The organism is Lentilactobacillus senioris, assembly GCF_026798195.1.
Taxonomy (GTDB): Bacteria; Bacillota; Bacilli; order Lactobacillales; family Lactobacillaceae; genus Lentilactobacillus; species Lentilactobacillus senioris_A.
Genome location: NZ_JAPQEZ010000001.1, coordinates 177,964 through 196,087, shown reverse-complemented (window position 1 = coordinate 196,087; position 18,124 = coordinate 177,964). Strand labels below are relative to the sequence as shown.

The 18,124-nt window shown below is 39.4% G+C and carries 15 protein-coding genes and 1 tRNA gene; 12 read left to right on the top strand and 4 right to left on the bottom strand.

Annotation, left to right across the window (positions count from 1 at the left end; genetic code table 11):
• Positions 1 to 9 precede the first annotated feature (9 nt).
• From rplI to OXT66_RS00955, 4 genes are all read left to right on the top strand, one after another.
• Positions 10 to 462 carry a 50S ribosomal protein L9 gene (gene rplI / locus OXT66_RS00970; RefSeq protein WP_268595207.1) on the top strand — a complete coding sequence of 151 codons (453 nt, stop codon included), beginning with the start codon at positions 10 to 12 and terminating at the stop codon, positions 460 to 462.
• Positions 463 to 529: 67 nt separating this feature from the next.
• On the top strand, positions 530 to 1,909 hold the full coding sequence (dnaB, locus tag OXT66_RS00965; RefSeq protein WP_268595206.1) for a replicative DNA helicase: 1,380 nt from the start codon (positions 530 to 532) through the stop codon (positions 1,907 to 1,909).
• Positions 1,910 to 2,000: 91 nt separating this feature from the next.
• Positions 2,001 to 2,492 carry an RNA polymerase sigma factor gene (locus tag OXT66_RS00960; RefSeq protein WP_268595205.1) on the top strand — a complete coding sequence of 164 codons (492 nt, stop codon included), beginning with the start codon at positions 2,001 to 2,003 and terminating at the stop codon, positions 2,490 to 2,492.
• Positions 2,485 to 3,414, top strand: a complete 930-nt coding sequence (locus OXT66_RS00955) for an anti sigma factor C-terminal domain-containing protein (RefSeq protein WP_268595204.1) — start codon at positions 2,485 to 2,487, stop codon at positions 3,412 to 3,414. Before OXT66_RS00960 ends, OXT66_RS00955 begins: the two co-directional genes overlap by 8 nt.
• Positions 3,415 to 3,888: 474 nt before the next feature.
• On the opposite strand, the gene OXT66_RS00950 is transcribed toward OXT66_RS00955, so the two are convergent.
• Positions 3,889 to 3,961: transfer RNA gene (locus OXT66_RS00950), tRNA-Lys, on the bottom strand.
• A 279-nt stretch (positions 3,962 to 4,240) separates the two neighbouring features.
• Between OXT66_RS00950 and yycF the strand changes: the two genes are divergently transcribed.
• From yycF to rlmH, 8 genes are all read left to right on the top strand, one after another.
• Positions 4,241 to 4,957: a response regulator YycF gene (yycF, locus tag OXT66_RS00945; RefSeq protein WP_056977461.1), complete on the top strand. Its 717-nt coding sequence runs from the start codon at positions 4,241 to 4,243 to the stop codon at positions 4,955 to 4,957.
• A gap of 29 nt (positions 4,958 to 4,986) precedes the next feature.
• Positions 4,987 to 6,843, top strand: coding sequence for a cell wall metabolism sensor histidine kinase WalK (walK, locus tag OXT66_RS00940; protein WP_268595203.1), 1,857 nt, complete (start codon positions 4,987 to 4,989; stop codon positions 6,841 to 6,843).
• Positions 6,833 to 8,152: a YycH family regulatory protein gene (locus tag OXT66_RS00935; protein WP_268595202.1), complete on the top strand. Its 1,320-nt coding sequence runs from the start codon at positions 6,833 to 6,835 to the stop codon at positions 8,150 to 8,152. The genes walK and OXT66_RS00935 overlap by 11 nt, the downstream gene beginning before the upstream one ends.
• 18 nt (positions 8,153 to 8,170) lie before the next feature.
• Positions 8,171 to 8,995, top strand: coding sequence for a two-component system regulatory protein YycI (locus OXT66_RS00930; RefSeq protein WP_268595201.1), 825 nt, complete (start codon positions 8,171 to 8,173; stop codon positions 8,993 to 8,995).
• A 38-nt stretch (positions 8,996 to 9,033) separates the two neighbouring features.
• Positions 9,034 to 9,822 (top strand): MBL fold metallo-hydrolase, encoded by a 789-nt coding sequence (locus tag OXT66_RS00925; protein WP_268595432.1) that lies wholly within the window; start codon positions 9,034 to 9,036, stop codon positions 9,820 to 9,822.
• Between the two features lie 92 nt (positions 9,823 to 9,914).
• The gene (locus OXT66_RS00920) at positions 9,915 to 11,147 is read left to right on the top strand and encodes a S1C family serine protease (protein ID WP_268595200.1); all 1,233 of its coding nucleotides are present in this window, start codon (positions 9,915 to 9,917) and stop codon (positions 11,145 to 11,147) included.
• Positions 11,148 to 11,597: 450 nt separating this feature from the next.
• On the top strand, positions 11,598 to 13,388 hold the full coding sequence (locus OXT66_RS00915; protein WP_268595199.1) for a glycerophosphodiester phosphodiesterase: 1,791 nt from the start codon (positions 11,598 to 11,600) through the stop codon (positions 13,386 to 13,388).
• A 504-nt stretch (positions 13,389 to 13,892) separates the two neighbouring features.
• Positions 13,893 to 14,372 (top strand): 23S rRNA (pseudouridine(1915)-N(3))-methyltransferase RlmH, encoded by a 480-nt coding sequence (rlmH, locus tag OXT66_RS00910; protein ID WP_268595198.1) that lies wholly within the window; start codon positions 13,893 to 13,895, stop codon positions 14,370 to 14,372.
• Positions 14,373 to 14,513: 141 nt separating this feature from the next.
• On the opposite strand, the gene arsC is transcribed toward rlmH, so the two are convergent.
• The 3 genes from arsC to arsA all read right to left on the bottom strand — a co-directional run bounded on the left by arsC (position 14,514) and on the right by arsA (position 18,118).
• Positions 14,514 to 14,933, bottom strand: coding sequence for an arsenate reductase (thioredoxin) (gene arsC / locus OXT66_RS00905; protein WP_268595197.1), 420 nt, complete (start codon positions 14,931 to 14,933; stop codon positions 14,514 to 14,516).
• A gap of 97 nt (positions 14,934 to 15,030) precedes the next feature.
• Positions 15,031 to 16,326: an arsenic transporter gene (locus tag OXT66_RS00900; RefSeq protein WP_268595196.1), complete on the bottom strand. Its 1,296-nt coding sequence runs from the start codon at positions 16,324 to 16,326 to the stop codon at positions 15,031 to 15,033.
• A gap of 61 nt (positions 16,327 to 16,387) precedes the next feature.
• Positions 16,388 to 18,118: an arsenical pump-driving ATPase gene (arsA, locus tag OXT66_RS00895; RefSeq protein ID WP_268595195.1), complete on the bottom strand. Its 1,731-nt coding sequence runs from the start codon at positions 18,116 to 18,118 to the stop codon at positions 16,388 to 16,390.
• Between the last annotated feature and the right edge of the window lie 6 nt (positions 18,119 to 18,124).

The window sequence follows — 18,124 nt, the reverse complement described above, 5'->3', positions numbered from 1 at the left end:
TGTTTAAGAATGAAAGTCATTTTTCTAGAAGACGTTCGGGGTAAAGGTAAACGTGGTGAAATTAAAAACGTGCCTGATGGCTATGCTCAAAACTTTTTGATTAAAAACGGCAAAGCCAAGGAAGCTTCTAAGCAAGCCATGAGCGAACTTAAAGGTCAAAAGCGGGCAGAGCAACGTCATGAAGACGAAGAAATTGCCAGTGCTAAAATGATCAAAAACAAGCTAGAAGCTGATGATACCGTTGTTGAAATTACTGCTAAAGCCGGAACTGATGGCCGCTTGTTCGGCTCCATTCCTAGCAAGCAAATTGCAACAGCATTAGATAAGCAGTACCAAATTAAGTTAGACAAACGCAAAATTGAATTACCAGAACCCATTCGGGTAGCTGGCTACACTAATGTCCCTGTTAAGCTTTATACGGACGTAACAGCTAAGATTCGGGTTCACGTTACGGAAGCTTAATTTTAGCGCCGGAAAAGGGATTGCGAGATTGCTCGTTTAATCCCTTTTGCTGTATTTGGAGAAAACAATGAATAATGAATTTGTAAATGAAGTCCCCCCGCAGAACCTAGAAGCGGAAAAGGCCGTTTTAGGGGCTATATTCTTGAACGGGGATGCGTTGGTGGAAGCATCTGAGTATGTGGCCGCCACTGATTTTTATAAACGATCCCACCAACTGATTTTTACCGCCATGACGGACTTAAATGATCGCGACGAAGCTGTCGATGTGGTGACCATTACCGACCTCTTGACCAATCAAGGTAACCTGGAAAACGTCGGAGGAATTGAATATATTACTGATTTGGCTTCAACGGTACCTACTGCGGCCAACGTGGCTTATTACGCTAAGATCGTGCGAGATAAAGCCGTCTTAAGACGCTTGATCCAAACGGCGACGAACATTGTTACTGCTGGTTATTCTTCTGACGAAGACGTGACTACTGTTTTGGATAACGCTGAAAAAGAAATCATGAACGTGGCTGAAAATCGGAACCAAAGTGGGTTCAAGTCGATTCGGGATGTCTTAAATTCTTCGTTTGCCGAAATTGATCGGTTGTCGCAAGATGGTGACACGGTTACTGGTTTGTCGACTGGTTATCCAGAACTAGATAAAATAACCACTGGTTTACACGAAGATGAGTTGATCATTTTAGCTGCTCGGCCAGCTGTTGGTAAAACGGCGTTTGCGTTGAACGTGGCCCAAAACGTAGCAACGAAAACTGATAAGGCCGTTGCCATCTTTAGTTTGGAAATGAGTGCCGAATCGCTAGTGAACCGGATGTTGTGTGCAGAAGGTAGCATCGATGCGAACCATCTGCGAACCGGTAATTTGGCTGAAGATGAATGGCAAAATTTGATCGTGGCGATGGGAAGCTTATCTAAAGCTAACATTTACATTGATGATTCTGCTGGAGTTAAGATGTCTGAAATTCGGGCTAAGTGTCGGCGGTTAGAAAAAGAAACCGGCAACTTGGGCATGATCGTAATTGATTATTTGCAACTGATTGAAGGTAGCAACCATGAAAACCGCCAACAAGAAGTGTCTGATATTTCCCGGCAGTTAAAGAAGTTAGCCAAAGAATTACACGTGCCCGTTATTGCCTTGTCCCAACTTTCTCGGGGGGTGGAACAACGCCAAGACAAGCGTCCCGTTTTATCTGATATTCGAGAATCTGGTTCGATTGAACAAGATGCGGATATCGTGGCGTTCTTGTACCGTGATGACTATTACGAACGAGAAGGCGGCGATGATGACGATGATGGCGGTAATGATGCTGACGACCAAAATGTTGGTGAAGTTGAAGTCATCTTGGAAAAAAATCGATCTGGTCCGCGGGGAACAGTTAAATTGTTATTTGTAAAATCGTATAATAAATTCTCTTCGATTGCGTACGTTCCGGGAGGATAGAAAAAACGATCATCAGCGGTTAAGTTGGTGGTCGTTTTTTTAGTGTTACTTTTTAATATCTTATTCGTTGTATATGTGAAAGGGGGTTATCATGCGACTTGATGGATATGAACAACAAATCCAAAATATTTCCCTAGAATTAACTAGTTATCTAATACAACGGGGAGCCAAGCTAGAAGTGGCGGAAGATGTAGTGCAAGATATCTTTATTAAGGTGTTAGAAATGGATTTGATCTTACCACCAGCTGAAATAAAACCCTATATGTACCAAATGGCTAAGCACCAATATATCGATTACTGTCGGCGGCAACAACGATTTCAAACGATTTTAGAGAAATACCTACGACCAGCTGCACCCCAGATCCAGACAGTGTCGCAAGTTAATCCGCTGGAAAAGAAAATTGTGCGAGCCATAAAGCATTTACCGCGGCAAGATCAACAACTCTTAATTCAAAAATACATAGAGAAACGGTCTATTGAAGAAATCGCAGAGATTCAGCAAAAAACACCGGCTGCTATAAAAATGCGCTTGTATCGGTTGCGCCAAAAACTAAGAAAGAAAATGAGGGATACACATGGATAGAAACCAACAATTTGAAAAAATGGCCAGACGGGTTAGATGGCGCCGATTAATTACTACGGTTTTGATTGTGATTATCACGGTGCCAGTAATTTTATTAGTGGGTTATAAAGCCTCACAAATGTTGGCGGCTCGCCAAGTTCAGCAGTTAAATACTAAGATGTATGGTAGTGAAGCTATAATGGCTCCTAATATTCAAATTAGCGATCAAATTTTGGCCAACAATTCCGTTTGGGGTGGGCAGGTAGTTAGTCACCGGTATAAGGAAATTGACGGTTACCGAGTTTCCTGGTCAACGGTGGCAGGGAATTACTCTTGGCTTCACAATTCAGCCTTTGATAATAACGGCGGGGCAGTAGACCAAGCTGAAACAGCAATGTATGATCGGGCCATTCAAACCAAAATCCCAGTACTATATAATAACCGCGTGAAGCGACCGGTAGTAAAACCGGTTAGTGAAATTAATCAGGTTGCTAAAATGAAAGACTATGTGGCGGAGGTAGGGATTACTTTTAAGCAGCCCTTAACCTACGCAGAAATTCAACAAAAGTTGCCAACTACAATCAAAGCTAATTGGCTATGGTTGGGAGTAGATGGACAAGCTGATCCAACGCAAATGAATAACGATTTATTAGGAATACAAACCGTTAATGGCAAGATTGGTAATGCTGATTATCGACAATTACGACAAACCTTAAAGCAAGCACCAGAATTAGGGTTACCGGAATATAATAATTTTGATCTGGGCAAATACGCGCAAAAATACGCGCAAAAATATCCTAATTTAAAACAGGCTAAATTTGCAGGGATAATTGTAAGTGGTAGAAGTAAAGAGTTTAAAACGTTAGCTAACCAATCTTGGATTACAGCAAGTTCAGTAGGAGCTACGATTAAGAGAGTACCTTATCAGCCAGTCACCTATTAAAATTATCCACAGGTGGATAATTTTAAATTCAAAGCCAAAGTTATCCCCAATATTAAGAATCAAAAAAGTTCCGGCAGTTTAATAATTGCCGGAACTTTTTGAAAAGCTTTATTCGTTTTTGTCATGGTGGTTAGGGGTCTACTAATGAATGCAAGTGGCAACTGCGTAAATAACTAGTAAGAGGATGAAAAATAGGGTTTGACCATGGTCCCACTTATTCCTCAGCATTAACAACTGAATCCTTGTCCCTTAAGTAGAAGGAGTTTATGAAGCACAAAAAAATACCAATCATGGCTTTCGCAGCATGATCGGTACTTAGTGGGTCTGTGGTTTATGTAATGAAATCAATATGAATAATTCCAGAATCCCTTAGAGTTAAGTTTAACGTAAACTTAAGATTAGTTCAACAGTAATTTTTAAGTAAAATATAAAATAAAAACCTTATTACCAGCTAGGTAATAAGGTTTTTTCTTATGGGCAGTCAGGGGCTCGAACCCTGGACCCACGGATTAAGAGTCCGTTGCTCTACCAACTGAGCTAACTGCCCATCGCTAATCGACTTAATAATAGTATCATAGGATTTTAAGGTGTGCAAGGGTTTCTTTCGAAAAAATTAAAAAAACTGCGCTATTTAGTTGTAATCTGGTGACGTGAACTAAATTTTGGGCCTGATTGGTTCTTAGTTACAGAATCAGTGCTAATTTATTGTAGCCCGGTGGCTATGTTATAATATGGGCGTGTCGGAAGTTTTAAGTACGACTCATTTACAAAAGTAAATAACTTTTAAAAACTTATACTAAACAAACGAATAGGAGCTAACTTAAATATGGCTAAGAAAGTTTTAGTAGTTGACGATGAAAAACCGATTGTAGACATTGAAAAATTTAATTTGGAAAAAGAAGGCTATGAAGTTGGAGTGGCTTACGATGGTGAAGAAGCGATCCAAAAGGTAACTGATTTTGATCCGGATCTAATCATTTTAGATTTGATGTTACCTAAAGTGGACGGGCTAGAAGTTGCTCGAGAAGTCCGAAAGACTAAGGATACGCCAATCATCATGGTAACTGCTAAGGATTCCGAATTAGATAAAGTGTTAGGGCTAGAATTAGGGGCTGATGATTATGTTACCAAGCCGTTTTCTAACCGTGAACTGGTAGCCCGAGTTAAGGCTAATTTGCGGCGCCAAAGTAGTGCTGCTGCTAGCGCTGAAAGTGATAATGACAACAAAGATATCGTTATCGGCGACTTGGTAATTCATCCGGAAGCCTATTCCGTTTCTAAGCGCGGTGAAAACATTGAATTAACTCACCGTGAATTTGAATTACTTCATTATTTGGCACAACACATTGGCCAAGTTATGACCCGAGAACATTTATTGCAGACCGTTTGGGGCTATGACTACTTTGGGGATGTCCGGACTGTGGATGTTACCGTCCGGCGACTACGTGAAAAGATCGAAGATAATCCTAGCCACCCAGTTTGGCTAGTAACTCGGCGTGGGGTAGGGTACTATTTGCACAACCCAGAAAGTGACCAAGCTTAATGAATTATTTTGAAAGGTAAGAGCTAGTGGTGAACAATCGAATCAAGTTTTATCAATCAATTAAATTTAAAATCGCGCTAGTTTTTGCCTTGGTGTTGTTGGTAACTTTGGAAATCGTTGGCGCGGTTTTCGTGCGTCAATTGGAACATCAAAACCTATCGACGTTTAAAAATCAGATCCAACTTCAATCCTACGTTACCAATTCCCTCATTACGGAACTTAGTCGTTCGGATGAAACGGCAGCTAATCTCAGAATTAAAACCATTTTGGATGATTCTGATAATACTAATGCTGCTCAAATTCAAGTGATCGACAACAAAGGGACCATTCGGGGAACTAATCAGGTCAATAACCAATCGGTAGTGGGACAAAAAACGACCGATAACAACATTAAAAGTGCGATCTATAATAGTCGAACCATCGAAAAAAATACCTATGATTCTAATAGTAATACGCGTTACTACACCTTAATTACGCCATTAATTAAAAGCTCTGGCAATAATAACAGTGAAATTGTTGGGGTAGTTTATATTAAGGCTAGTTTGGATCAGGTTTACAAAAACATCAGTAGTATCACCGTGATTTATCTGTTTGCGGCAACTATTGCGATTATTTTGGGGCTGATCATTGCGATTGTCATTTCGGGAGCCATCACTCGGCCAATTGAAGAAATGAAAAAGCAAACCATGCGGATCGCTAGGGGAGACTATTCCGGACAGGTCCACGTTTATGGTAATGATGAATTGGGCCAATTAGCAGGTGCGGTAAATAACTTGTCGGTGAGAGTAGAAGAGTCTTATGAATCTACTGAGTCTGAGCGACGACGCTTGGATTCGGTGCTGGCTAATATGACTGACGGGGTGCTGGCCACTGACCGTCGCGGAAACGTCATTATCATTAACGATACAGCGGCTAGTTTCTTGGACATGCCAGAAGATCAAGCTCTCGGCCAGTCTATCTTGGACGTTTTGGATATCCATAAGGATTACAGTTTGCGAGAATTATTAGAAAAACCAGACGAATTGATTTTGGACTTTTCTGATGATGACCACAATATGATTTTGCACGCTCATTTCTCATTAATTCAACGAGAATCCGGCTTTATCAGCGGATTAGTGTGTGTGCTTCATGATATTACTGAACAACAAAAGATTGACGCTGATCGAAAGCAATTTGTTTCTAACGTCTCTCATGAATTGCGGACACCGTTGACTAGTGTGCGGTCTTACATTGAAGCCTTGTCTGATGGGGCTTGGCAAGATCCTAAGTTAGCACCGAAGTTCTTGAAGGTTACCGAAGATGAAACTGACCGAATGATTCGGATGATTAACGATCTATTGACCTTGTCACGAATGGATTCGGGTACTCAAAAGATGAATACCGAATTGGTAAACATCAACGAACTCTTCAATTACATTTTGAACCGGTTTGACATGATTTTGGAGAAGGATGAACATCCTGAAAAAACCTACACCATCAAACGAATTTTCACCAAACGAGATCTGTGGGTTGATTTGGATACTGACCGTTTCACTCAAGTGTTAGATAACCTCATGAACAACGCGATTAAGTACTCTCCAGATGGTAGCGTAATCACTTGTCGCCTCTATGAAACTCGAAATAAAGTTATTTTAAGCGTTAGTGACCAAGGATTGGGAATTCCGCGTAAAGACATTCCTCACATCTTTGACCGATTCTACCGGGTTGATAAAGCCCGTTCTAGAAAACAAGGTGGGAGTGGTTTAGGACTCGCTATTTCTAAGGAAGTGGTAGAAGCGCTAGGGGGCCAATTATGGGCTGAAAGTGTTGAAGGTCGAGGTTCTACGTTCTATATCGCCCTACCTTATGAACCGTTAGCAGAGGAGGATCTTTGGGATGAAGTTTAGAAAATACCTGTTGCCTACCTTACTGACAATAGCGGTTTTACTAAGTTTGGCGTTGTCAGTAGCTATGTGGTTGAACCCTGCTCGGTATGGTAGCCGGCAGCAAAGTAATACCAAAACTCCTGCTAAAACTGAGTCTGTCAATAAATCTATTAGCTACGTTTATAGTCCGGTCCAGGCGGTTTATGCTGATCAAAATGGTAACCAAGAATTACTGGTCAACACTTCAGTTAACAGTGTGGCTGAAATTAAGCGGCAAATGCATGACTATAAGGATGCCAGTCTAAAAACGATTAGCACTAAGTCCAAGGATAATTATGTAGAAGCCTTAGAACGGCCAAATAGCTTCTTATTGAATTACACTAGTACGGTCACGATGAAGTTAGTGGACGCTTTTGTGAACAATCGGTTTAAAAACTTGCCTAATTACGAAGTGGATCATATTGTGGTCCCAACCGATGATAGTAATCATTTGTATTTGTTGGCTGATAAAGAATATAAAATCTATGAAATTACCGTCCAAAAGCATGATTTGAAAGGACTTCAACAAATTATGCAGGGTGATGATATTCGGCAGGTCCCCGCTTCTGTTCAGATGTTAAACAACAAGCCTAATGTATATACTGAAAATGATTTTAACCTCCAAACTTATCGTTACTTGGTAAGTAGTCAGTCGGAGGATTATTACGTTAGCCGTTTACTAAACGGTGAAAATTCACAAAACGTACGGGTTAAAAAGCAAGGTAATAATACTAATTACACTGACGGCAACAACCGTCAATTAACGTTTAACGAAAAACAAAAAATGGTCGATTATAATGATTTTCAAGCTAAACCAGAGAGTTTATCGCTTACTAGTTTATTAACTGGTGGCTACAATAATCTGGTGACCTTAGGAGTTTCACTAGATAATGTCCGGTTATATGACCATGATGCCAACGATCATACGATGACTTATCGTTATTTTGTGGAAGGTTTTCCAGTGTTTGGTAACAATGGTCAGGGGTCAATTACCATGAAAAACGTTAATACAGAAACGGTTAGATACCGTTTTCCATTAACTAGTCCCCAAGTCCCAATTCCAAACGGTAATGACACGGTTACGATGCAGTCAACTCAAACAGTAATTGATCGATTAAAAGAATTAGGTTACAAGCAAAGTGCAATTGATCAAATTCATATTGGTTACAGGTTGCAAAAAGATCCGTCCTCTACTATGCTGGTCAAGTTAACTCCGGAATGGTATATCAGGTACAACGGTAAGTGGCAAAGCTATAGTCAGCTAAGTGGAACGACGATAACAACCAATTAATGAAAGGGGGGCGCGTCATTGAACTTTAAGCGAGTAGAAATTATTTTTCTATTTACCTTTTTGGCGATTGATATCTTCTTGTTTGGGATGTACCAACAAAATCAAAATCTCCAATCTGAAAATGTTTCGCAAGGAGATAGTGATTCAACGATCATCAAGGAAATGAAAAATGATCAAATCAAAGTGGGGAAGCTATCTGATAAAGAACAGTTGGCTTACTATGTTTCTGGAACTAGAACCAATACGTTGCAGCAAAAAATGGGACAGTTAACTAATCAAAGTACCAGTTTTACTGATTATGAATTGACTAGTGAATTTACCCAACCAATTAACGTGGCGCAAGATGCTCCCCAAGAAACGATTAACAAAATGCTGACTGATTCGATGTTTATCTTGTATGGACAACAATATCAGTATAGTAAAGAGTTATCAGACGCTAATACGTTGGTTTATACTCAAAAGGCTCTTGGAAAAATGATTTATTCCGGAGTCGGACAAATTCGGTTTGAGATTAACGATCAGCATCAATTAATCGGCTATACTCAAAAGTACTTGGAAAATATTAAGAGTTTGCGAGAAAAATCGGAAACCATTTCCGAAGAACGCGCACTAATTTGGTTGTATCAATATAACGAAATCCCCAATAATACCCGCGTTAAATGGTCAAGGTTGGAGTACACTAAGTTGGTTAATATCGATAACAATTGCGTTTTGATTCCGACTTGGGTAGTGGCGATTAAGTACAATAATTCACCAACCGTTCAAATTAAGAGAATTAACGCCTTTACTGGTAGTATTATTAAAGACTCTAGTTCGAACATTAAAGCAGCAACAAATAGTTAAAAAGGAAGACGGCAAATTTGCAAATTCAAAATGATGACATGAAAATTTCAGTGTTAGCCAGTGGTAGTACGGGCAACGTAACCTACATCGAAACACCAGAACATAAGGTGTTATTAGATGCCGGCCTCAGTGGCAAAAAAATTGCAGAACTAATGGCTTCTATTGGTCGTGATTTAAACGACGTGGATAGTTTATTAGTTACTCATGAGCATTCTGATCATCGGCAAAGTGTGGGCGTATTGGCCCGAAAATACGGCTTAGATGTTTATGCTAATGAGGGTACTTGGGGCGCTATGGATGGTAAAATTGGTAAGGTACCACTGGAACAGAAGAATATTTTTCCAGCTAATACGGTACTTGACTTTGGTGATTTAGACATTGAAAGTTTTTCGGTCTCTCATGATGCCGCAGAGCCGCAATTTTACGTGTTTCATCACCGGGATAAATCCTTCGCCGTTTTGACGGATGTAGGCTACGTTTCCGAACGTATTGAAGGTACGATTAAGGATGCCGATGCTTATTTGTTAGAGTGTAACCATGATATCGAAATGCTCCAAAACGGTGAATACTCTTGGCCATTGAAACAACGGATTATGGGGGACAAGGGTCATTTGTCTAACGAAGACGGAGCTAATGCGATGTTAGATATTATTGGTAACCGAACTAAAAATGTCTTTTTAGGCCATCGCAGTCAGCATAATAATTTGAAGTCCTTGGCTCATTTAACGGTAGCCTCAATTTTGACCGAACATGATATGGGTGTCGGCCACGACTTTAACTTATTTGATACCGATGCAGAAAAAGCATCAGATTTAATCGTCGTTTAAGGTATTTATATGTTTTTTGAGTTAGAATAAATTTAGTTTAGGAGTAGCGTAATGCTACACACCTTAATTTTTCTAGGAGGGAATTCAGACATATGAGTAATGATTTTGGTAAAATAGTTGCTACTGCTTTGATCGCCGGTGCCTTAGGTGGCGGGATTGTCTATGGTGGAACTTCATACCTAAACCGGGACAATAGTAGTACCGTTAAAAATTCAGAGGTGCTCTCTCAGGATAATAGCGGAGGGACTGCCAAAGTTAGCAACATGAAAGTTAACTTGTCATCTCAATCTGAAGATGCTTTTAATGCAACTAAGAATGCCGTAGTTTCTGTTATTAATTTACAAAAGCAAAGCGATGACGAAGATACTTTAGGATCTTTGTTTGGTGGGGGTTCATCATCTAGCTCCAGTAGCGATAAAGACAAGCTAGAAACCAGCAGTGAAGGTTCCGGGGTTATTTACAAGAAGAGTGGCAATACAGCTTACATTGTTACTAATAACCACGTGGTGGAAGGTTCTAACGCACTAGAAATTATTCTAAGTGATGGTAAGAAACTCTCTGCTCAGATTGTGGGTAAAGATTCCGTAACTGATTTGGCGGTTATCAAAGTTGATGCTTCTAAGATCAAACAAGTCGCTTCGTTTGGGAACTCTGACAATATCAAAGTGGCAGAACCAGTGTTAGCAATTGGTTCACCAATGGGATCTGAATACGCAACTTCCGTTACCCAAGGGATTATTTCCGCTAAGAAGCGGGAAGTTGCTCAGACTAACGACAACGGTCAACAAATTGGTAACGCCACTGTTATCCAAACGGATACGGCAATTAACCCCGGTAACTCTGGTGGTCCGTTAATTAATTTGGCTGGGCAAGTAATCGGAATTAATTCAATGAAATTATCTGCGGATAGTTCAGGTAACTCCGTTGAAGGGATGGGCTTCTCTATTCCAAGTAACGAAGTGGTTACGATTATCAACCAGTTAATTAAAAACGGTAAGGTTAGTCGGCCTGCATTGGGGATTAGTTATACCGACCTCTCTAACATTTCAGAAGATCAACAAAGATCTGTCTTGAAACTGCCTGCCTCAGTAACTAAAGGGGTAGTGGTCTTAAAGGTGAACTCTGATGCGGCAGTGAAGGCTGCTGGTATTAAGAAGTACGATGTGATTACCGAAATTGATGGTAAGAAGATGTCTGATCAAAGTACTTTACGTGACTTGTTGTACAAGCACAAAGTTGGCGATACGATTTCAATTACTTACTATCACAACGGTAAAGAAAAGACCGGCGACGCTAAGTTGACTAAAACAACGGCAACGGAATAACTAAAGTGCTAAACCTCATGGATACTTTCGAGTACTAATANCGGCGACGCTAAGTTGACTAAAACAACGGCAACGGAATAACTAAAGTGCTAAACCTCATGGATACTTTCGAGTACTAATAAAAAAATGCTGAATAGTTCGATTTGCTTTTCAAATCGCTATTTAGCATTTTTTTGTTGGACGGAAAAGTAGTGAGGTGAAGCCGATTTAGATTAAAGTGCTGAGGGACTCGGAAACTAACGAGTTTCTAATCTAAAAATAGCAGGTAGTTCGGCGAATGCCGCTACCTGTTATTGTGTAGTTAGGTGAGTTAGTTGAGTGCCGAAGCCGATTTAGGTTTAGGTTGAAATGCTAAAACCAGTGCGGAAACTAGCCTAATTAAAAGGGGCTATAGCCGGTTTTTTATTGGTGAATATGCTATCGTTAAAGGCAAAGGTAGGGGGTAATAAAATGAACTCATGGCAATATTTTAAGGAAGCCAATCATCGATTTTGGAATCATTGGGGAAGCTACATTACAGTAATTTTTTTGACTACGATGTTAATTGGGATAGTAGCAGTATCAATGTTCACTTGGTTGACTAGTTGGATCCTCAGAATGGGTGGTGTTCCGTACGTTTCTTATACTAATGCGCTATCAATTATCACGGGTAGTCCATTGGTGGCATTAGGATTATTAGTAGAATTATTAATTTTATTAGTAGTGATTTATTGGCAATTTGCATTTATTTTGCTCAGCATCGTTAATATTAGACGAGAAAAACCAATGAATTTCTGGGCTGTATTAAGAAAAACGATTTTAAGTTTGCAGGGGACATCTCCAATGACCTTTTTGTTTTTCCTCGGCTACTTCATCGTTATCGTTCCGTTTGGGGGCTTTTTATTAAGCAGTCCTTTATTAAATAAAGTCAAGATTCCTGATTTCATTTGGCAATTTTTGCTGCAAAATCCGTTGGCTATGGCTGGAATTACGGTTTTTTATTTGGTAGTGGGTTACTTGGGAATTCGGTTGTTTTTAACGTTACCCTTAATGATTTTGCAACAAGAACGGGCGCTTCCAGCAATTCGGTTAAGTTGGCAAAAGACCCGTGGCCGAGTTTGGTTTTACATAGAAGACATTGTGTTAATCTTGGCGACTAAGGGATTAGTAACAGCAATCTTGTACGGGGGAACTTATAGTTTACAACTCTATTTAGATACCACTAAAGTGGCCTTTATTGGCGCGATGATTAACCTGTTTTTGATGGAATTGGTATCTGAATTCGTCAATTACTACGTGGCAACCATGATCTTCGGGCTAATGATTAGTGGGTCTAAGGATTTTGTTTCAACGCAGCCAACTAGTGGGTTGCAATTTAGTAAACCGAAGATTCGCCATTGGCAACGTTGGGTGGCTGGTTCTGGCCTCATTTTACTGGCGGGGAGTTTGGTGTTTTTTAACGCGGTAGTGCTCAGCGGCCACGCTTTATCTAAACCGTTAGCAATTTCTCATCGCGGGGTTGATAACGGTAATGGCGTGCAAAACACTATTCCGGCCCTGCGTAAAACGGCCAAAGAGCACCCCGATTACGTGGAAATGGATTTGCACGAAACTAAGGATCACAAGTTTGTAGTAATGCACGACGAAAATTTAGATAATTTGGCAGGAGTTAACAAAGAACCGCACCAATTAACCCTAAAACAATTAACGAAGATCACAGTTCGAGAAAATGGTCATCAGGCTAAGATTGCTAGCTTCGATCAATATTTAAAAGTTGCGCACCAAATTCACCAAAAATTATTGGTGGAAATTAAAGTCACGCCGTATGATACGCCTAACATGACCAGTCTTTTTATTCAACGTTACCAAAAGTCACTGCTAAAACATCATGACCGAATTCACACGCTGTCGTATCAAGTAATGAAGCAGTTGAGAAGTCAGGCGCCAGATTTATTTGTAAGTTATATATTGCCATATAATCTGACCTTCCCAGAAACCAACGCTAACGCCTATACTATGGAAGCCACAACGCTGGATGATAGTTTTATTAGTAAGGCTGCGCAACGACAGCAACAAGTATATGCCTGGACGGTTGATGATACCGATCAAATGGATCAGATGATGTTCTTGGGGGTTAACGGCATCATCACCGACCAATTGCATGAACTGCAGGCAGAAATCAAAGACAATACTGATCATCCTAGTTACGCTAATCTTTTGTTGGCATTTATGAGTGAACTAGATGCTGGTAGTAAAAACTAGTAATCAATCTAGGCTGGAATTAGTATAACGATTAAATTACGAACACTTTTTTGGTGAAATCGGAACCATTTTCCGTAATTAGATTAAAAACCGAACAAGATTTAGGTTGAGAGTCTAAATGATTTAGTCAAGAAAAAAGTTAAGAAAAGTAGCGGTGGATAACTTTGTGGATATCTTATAGTTTTAGAGCGAAATGGCGTTAAATCGTCCTTGAAACGGTGGATGAAGCAAAAACGTATAATCCACAGTGGCTGTGGATAACTTTTTATAGGCGTTAAATTTGCATTTGTTTGGGCTCGTAAATGCTGTTATAATAGGATTCATAAAAACACAAGGCGAACATATGTTGTGCATTAAGCTGTGGATAAAAAATTTAGGACTTGCATTTAAAAAGCAAAGTGTATTTCCCAAAATCTAACAGGCAGTTGTTAACTTGTGGATAACTCTGTGGACAAACTGTTAAAAACTGACTGGTTGTACACAGAAACGAAAGGAATTTAATTAATGAATATCAAACTCGTGGTTGTCGGTAAACTCAAAGAAAAATATTGGAAACAAGCTATCGCAGAATATGCCAAACGATTGGGGAGATTTTGTAAGTTTGAAATTGTTGAAGTTCCAGACGAAAAAGCCCCAGAATCTTTGAGTGAAGCTGAAATGGCTACCGTAATGGCCAAGGAGGGCGAACGGATTTTGAGTAAAATAAAAGACCGCGAGTACGTATTTGCACTCGCGATCCTTGGAAAAGAACGCACTTCGGAAGAATTTGCTGCTGAAATTCAACGTTTGACGACTTACGGGCACTCTGATTTGACCTTTGTAATTGGTGGTTCACTAGGAATGGATCCGGCCGTATTAAAGCGAGCTGATACCCAAATTTCATTTGGCAAGTTCACTATGCCACACCAATTGATGCGTACGGTGCTGACGGAGCAAATCTATCGAGCATTTATGATTAATGAGGGGAGTCCGTATCATAAGTGATGAGGTTATCGTTGAAATTATTGGACTTGCTATATAAAAAGCCATTCTCTTTGTTGAGAATGGCTTTTTTAGTGTGATTAGCATTATGACAGGGAATGAATACAAATGAACGCCAAAATTTACGGACAACTCAAAATATATTTAGCCTTTATTTAGTCGCTGATTTAAATCCAGTATCCGTTGTTCAATTTCATCTCTAACTTGGCGAAAAACGTCAAGCACTTCTTTATCGGTTCCCTGTGCTTGAGCAGGATCTTGTAGTGGCCAATGTTCTTTTTTTACGTTTGGTGGGGTCATTGGGCACTTATCACGTGCGTCGCCGCATAGCGTAACGACCAAATCACTGGAATTTAGATAATCAGAATCAATCAACTTGGATTGGTTGTGGGAAATATCAATCTTTTTTTCTGCCATAACCTTTACTGCCTTTGGATTTAGTCCATGAGTTTCGATTCCAGCACTAGCAATGCGCCAACTTGGATCTAGAATTGCTTTTGCAAACCCTTCAGCCATTTGACTACGACAAGAATTACCAGTACAAAGAAAATATATTTGTGGCATATTAATTCCTCCATTTATTCAATATTTTATAATTAAAGACAGAATATATTCAAATTTGGATAATTATATAAAACTATAACTAACTAATTTACGATGACTATCCAAATAAGCTAATTGACAGCCAAAGTCCGCACAATGTTATAAACAGAACGGGGATTGTAATCGTAATACCGATTTTAAAATAAGTTCCCCAAGCAATTTTAACGTTCTTTTGTGCTAAGACATGTAACCATACTAATGTTGCTAGAGAACCGATTGGTGTTATCTTTGGTCCCAAGTCAGAACCAATTACATTAGCATAAACCAACGTTTGGTGCATTAGTCCGGATACATGTGTAGCTTTGATTGATAAAGCATCGATCATAACGGTAGGCATATTATTCATTGCAGAGGAAAGGAATGCAGCTAAATAACCCATTCCCATGGTTGCTATAAATCGACTACCTGTTGCTAACTTACCAATTATCCCTGCAAGTAATGATGTTAAGCCAACATTTTGAAGGCCATATACTACGACATACATGCCGATCGAGAAAAATACAATATTCCAGGGTGCGCCTTTGATAATGGCTTTAGTATCAATTTGAGAGTCTTTACGAGCCACGAGTAAAAATATTACCGCAATTGAAAGGGCAATAAAGGATACAGGAATATTTAAAAAACTACTGCTAAAGTAACCAATTAATAGTGCAGCTAAAACAAACCACGAGAAACTAAATAATCGTTGATTTTTGATTGCAGTTTTTGGATCAGCAACTTGTGAAACATCATAATGAGTTGGTAAGGCTTTACGAAAATAGATGTATAAAATACCAATGCTAGCAATTAGTGAGAATAGGTCAGGTAACCACATTTTCAATGCATATTCGGAAAATGTGATGCCAAAAAAATCTGCTGAGACAATGTTAACTAAATTGCTCACAATCAAAGGCAATGAAGTTGTGTCTGCTATAAAACCGCTGGCTATGATAAAGGGAAAAATTTGTTTTTCATCGAAGTGTAATGCCCGAACCATAGCAAGTACAATCGGGGTTAAAATTAACGCTGCACCATCATTAGCAAACAATGCTGCTACAATTGCTCCCAGAATTGAAATTAGAATAAACATTCTAATGCCATTACCTTTTGCGAGACGGGCCATATGTAATGCTGCCCATTCAAAAAAGCCAATTTGATCAAGGATAAGGGAAATTAAGATAATAGCAACGAATGACAGCGTAGCATTCCAAACAATGCCGGTTACTGTGCCAACATCTTTAAGGGTCACGACTCTAAATATTAACGCTAGAATGGCACCACCAATCGCAGTCCAACCAATTGATAATCCGTTTGGTTGCCAAATAACAAAAATCAAGGTTAATAAAAATATAAATACTGCCAAAAATACTTGCATAATTCCTCCAATTCATCAAAAATCAAGGCATTTCTGCCTTGATATTAGTGATTTTCTATTATTAAATCGTTAGTAATACTTTTTCAAAATCAGGTTGCCACTGTTCAACTGCGAAATGATTATTTGAGATTTTTTTGACTTTTTCAATCCATTCAACTTCATTCTGTGCTCTGGCTTGTAAACAAGGGTTGGTAGTATTGGTTGCTAACATACTTTGATTGACTAACCACCAAGTATGGGCCATATGGGCTCGATTTAGATCATCATTTAGACGCAATGACTCATAAACGGGGGTTGTTTCAGGTAAGGTCACCATTACAATTTCAGTCTGACTTGGGTCTTGTAATCGAGGTAATAAATCAACGATTGCTTGTGGAACTTCACCAGACGTCCGCTGTACTTCTTGAGCATAGCTTTGGGTAGAATCAAGTAATAACAGCGTATGACCAGTTGGAGCGGTATCAATTACCACCACATCACTATCATCTTGAGCAACAATGTTGGCAAAGGCCCTAAATACTGCAATTTCTTGAGTACATGGTGAACGTAAGTCCTCGGCAATATAATCAACATCATCAGATTTCATCGTTTGCTGTGCACTGGCTAATACTTCATCTTGGTAATCTTTTAATACTTGTTGTTCATCAATATGACTGACCGTAATATTTGGGTCATCAGTTTCAAAAAGATTTAAGTGATCTGCTGGATCAGTAGTGGCCAAATGAACCGTTTTGTTTTGAGCCACTAATTTTTTGGCAATTTGAACGGCAACGGTTGTTTTACCAACCCCACCTTTACCCATGGTGAAGATGATTTTCTTGTTAGTTTTGATTAGGTCATTAACGATAACGTCTAAATTAGGATAGTCACTTTTGATATCTGGTTGAGAAACTAATTGTGGTTGCACAGACTGCAATACCAAACGTAACTTATCTAACCCAGTAACGTTATAAGGACGCAAAGGTACTTCAAATTGTGGTAGTTCTTTTAATGCTGTGGGCATTTGTGCGAGGTCATTTTGTTGTTGTGTAAAGATTGTCTGTGAAGGCAAATCAGTTGGATCTTTCAAAGTTCCATTAATAATGAGTTGCTGATTATTAATTCCAATAGCAGCGAGTTCTTTAGCCGCACGAGTTGCTTCTAATAAGGATGCTTTCTGTGGGCGAGTCACTAACATTAATGTCGTCAATTCTGAATCATTTAAGGTAACAACGGCCTTCTCATACATTGCCTTTTTGTCATCCATTCCAGCAAGTTGTCCGAGACAAGAAGCACCACGATCATTTTCATCTAAATAATTATTCCAAGCTGAGGGCAGTTGAAGCATTCTCAAAGCATGTCCTGTTGGGGCAGTATCAAAAATAATATAATCAAATTTTTGATCAACCTCGGGATCGGTTAAAAAGTTGGCAAATTCATTAAATGAAGCAATTTCAACTGTACATGAACCAGAAAGCTGTTCGGCCATATTGTTGATGGCTGTTTCTGGTAAGATTCCGCGGTAAGGTCCAATAACACTTTCACGATATTCGGCAGCTGCAGTTACGGGGTCAAAGTTCGCAACAAATAACCCGGGAACATTCGCAATCTCTTTCGGCTTATTGGTCAACTCTGTATCAAATACATCTTGCAAATTACTGGCTGGATCAGTAGAGGCCAACATTACTCGCTTACCAGAGTCAGCTAAATTGATTGCGGTTGCACTGGCCGTGGTTGTTTTACCTACACCACCTTTTCCTGTAAAGAATAAATAGTGAGTTAATTTTGTTGACTGAGGTTGATAAGTTTGCATATTATT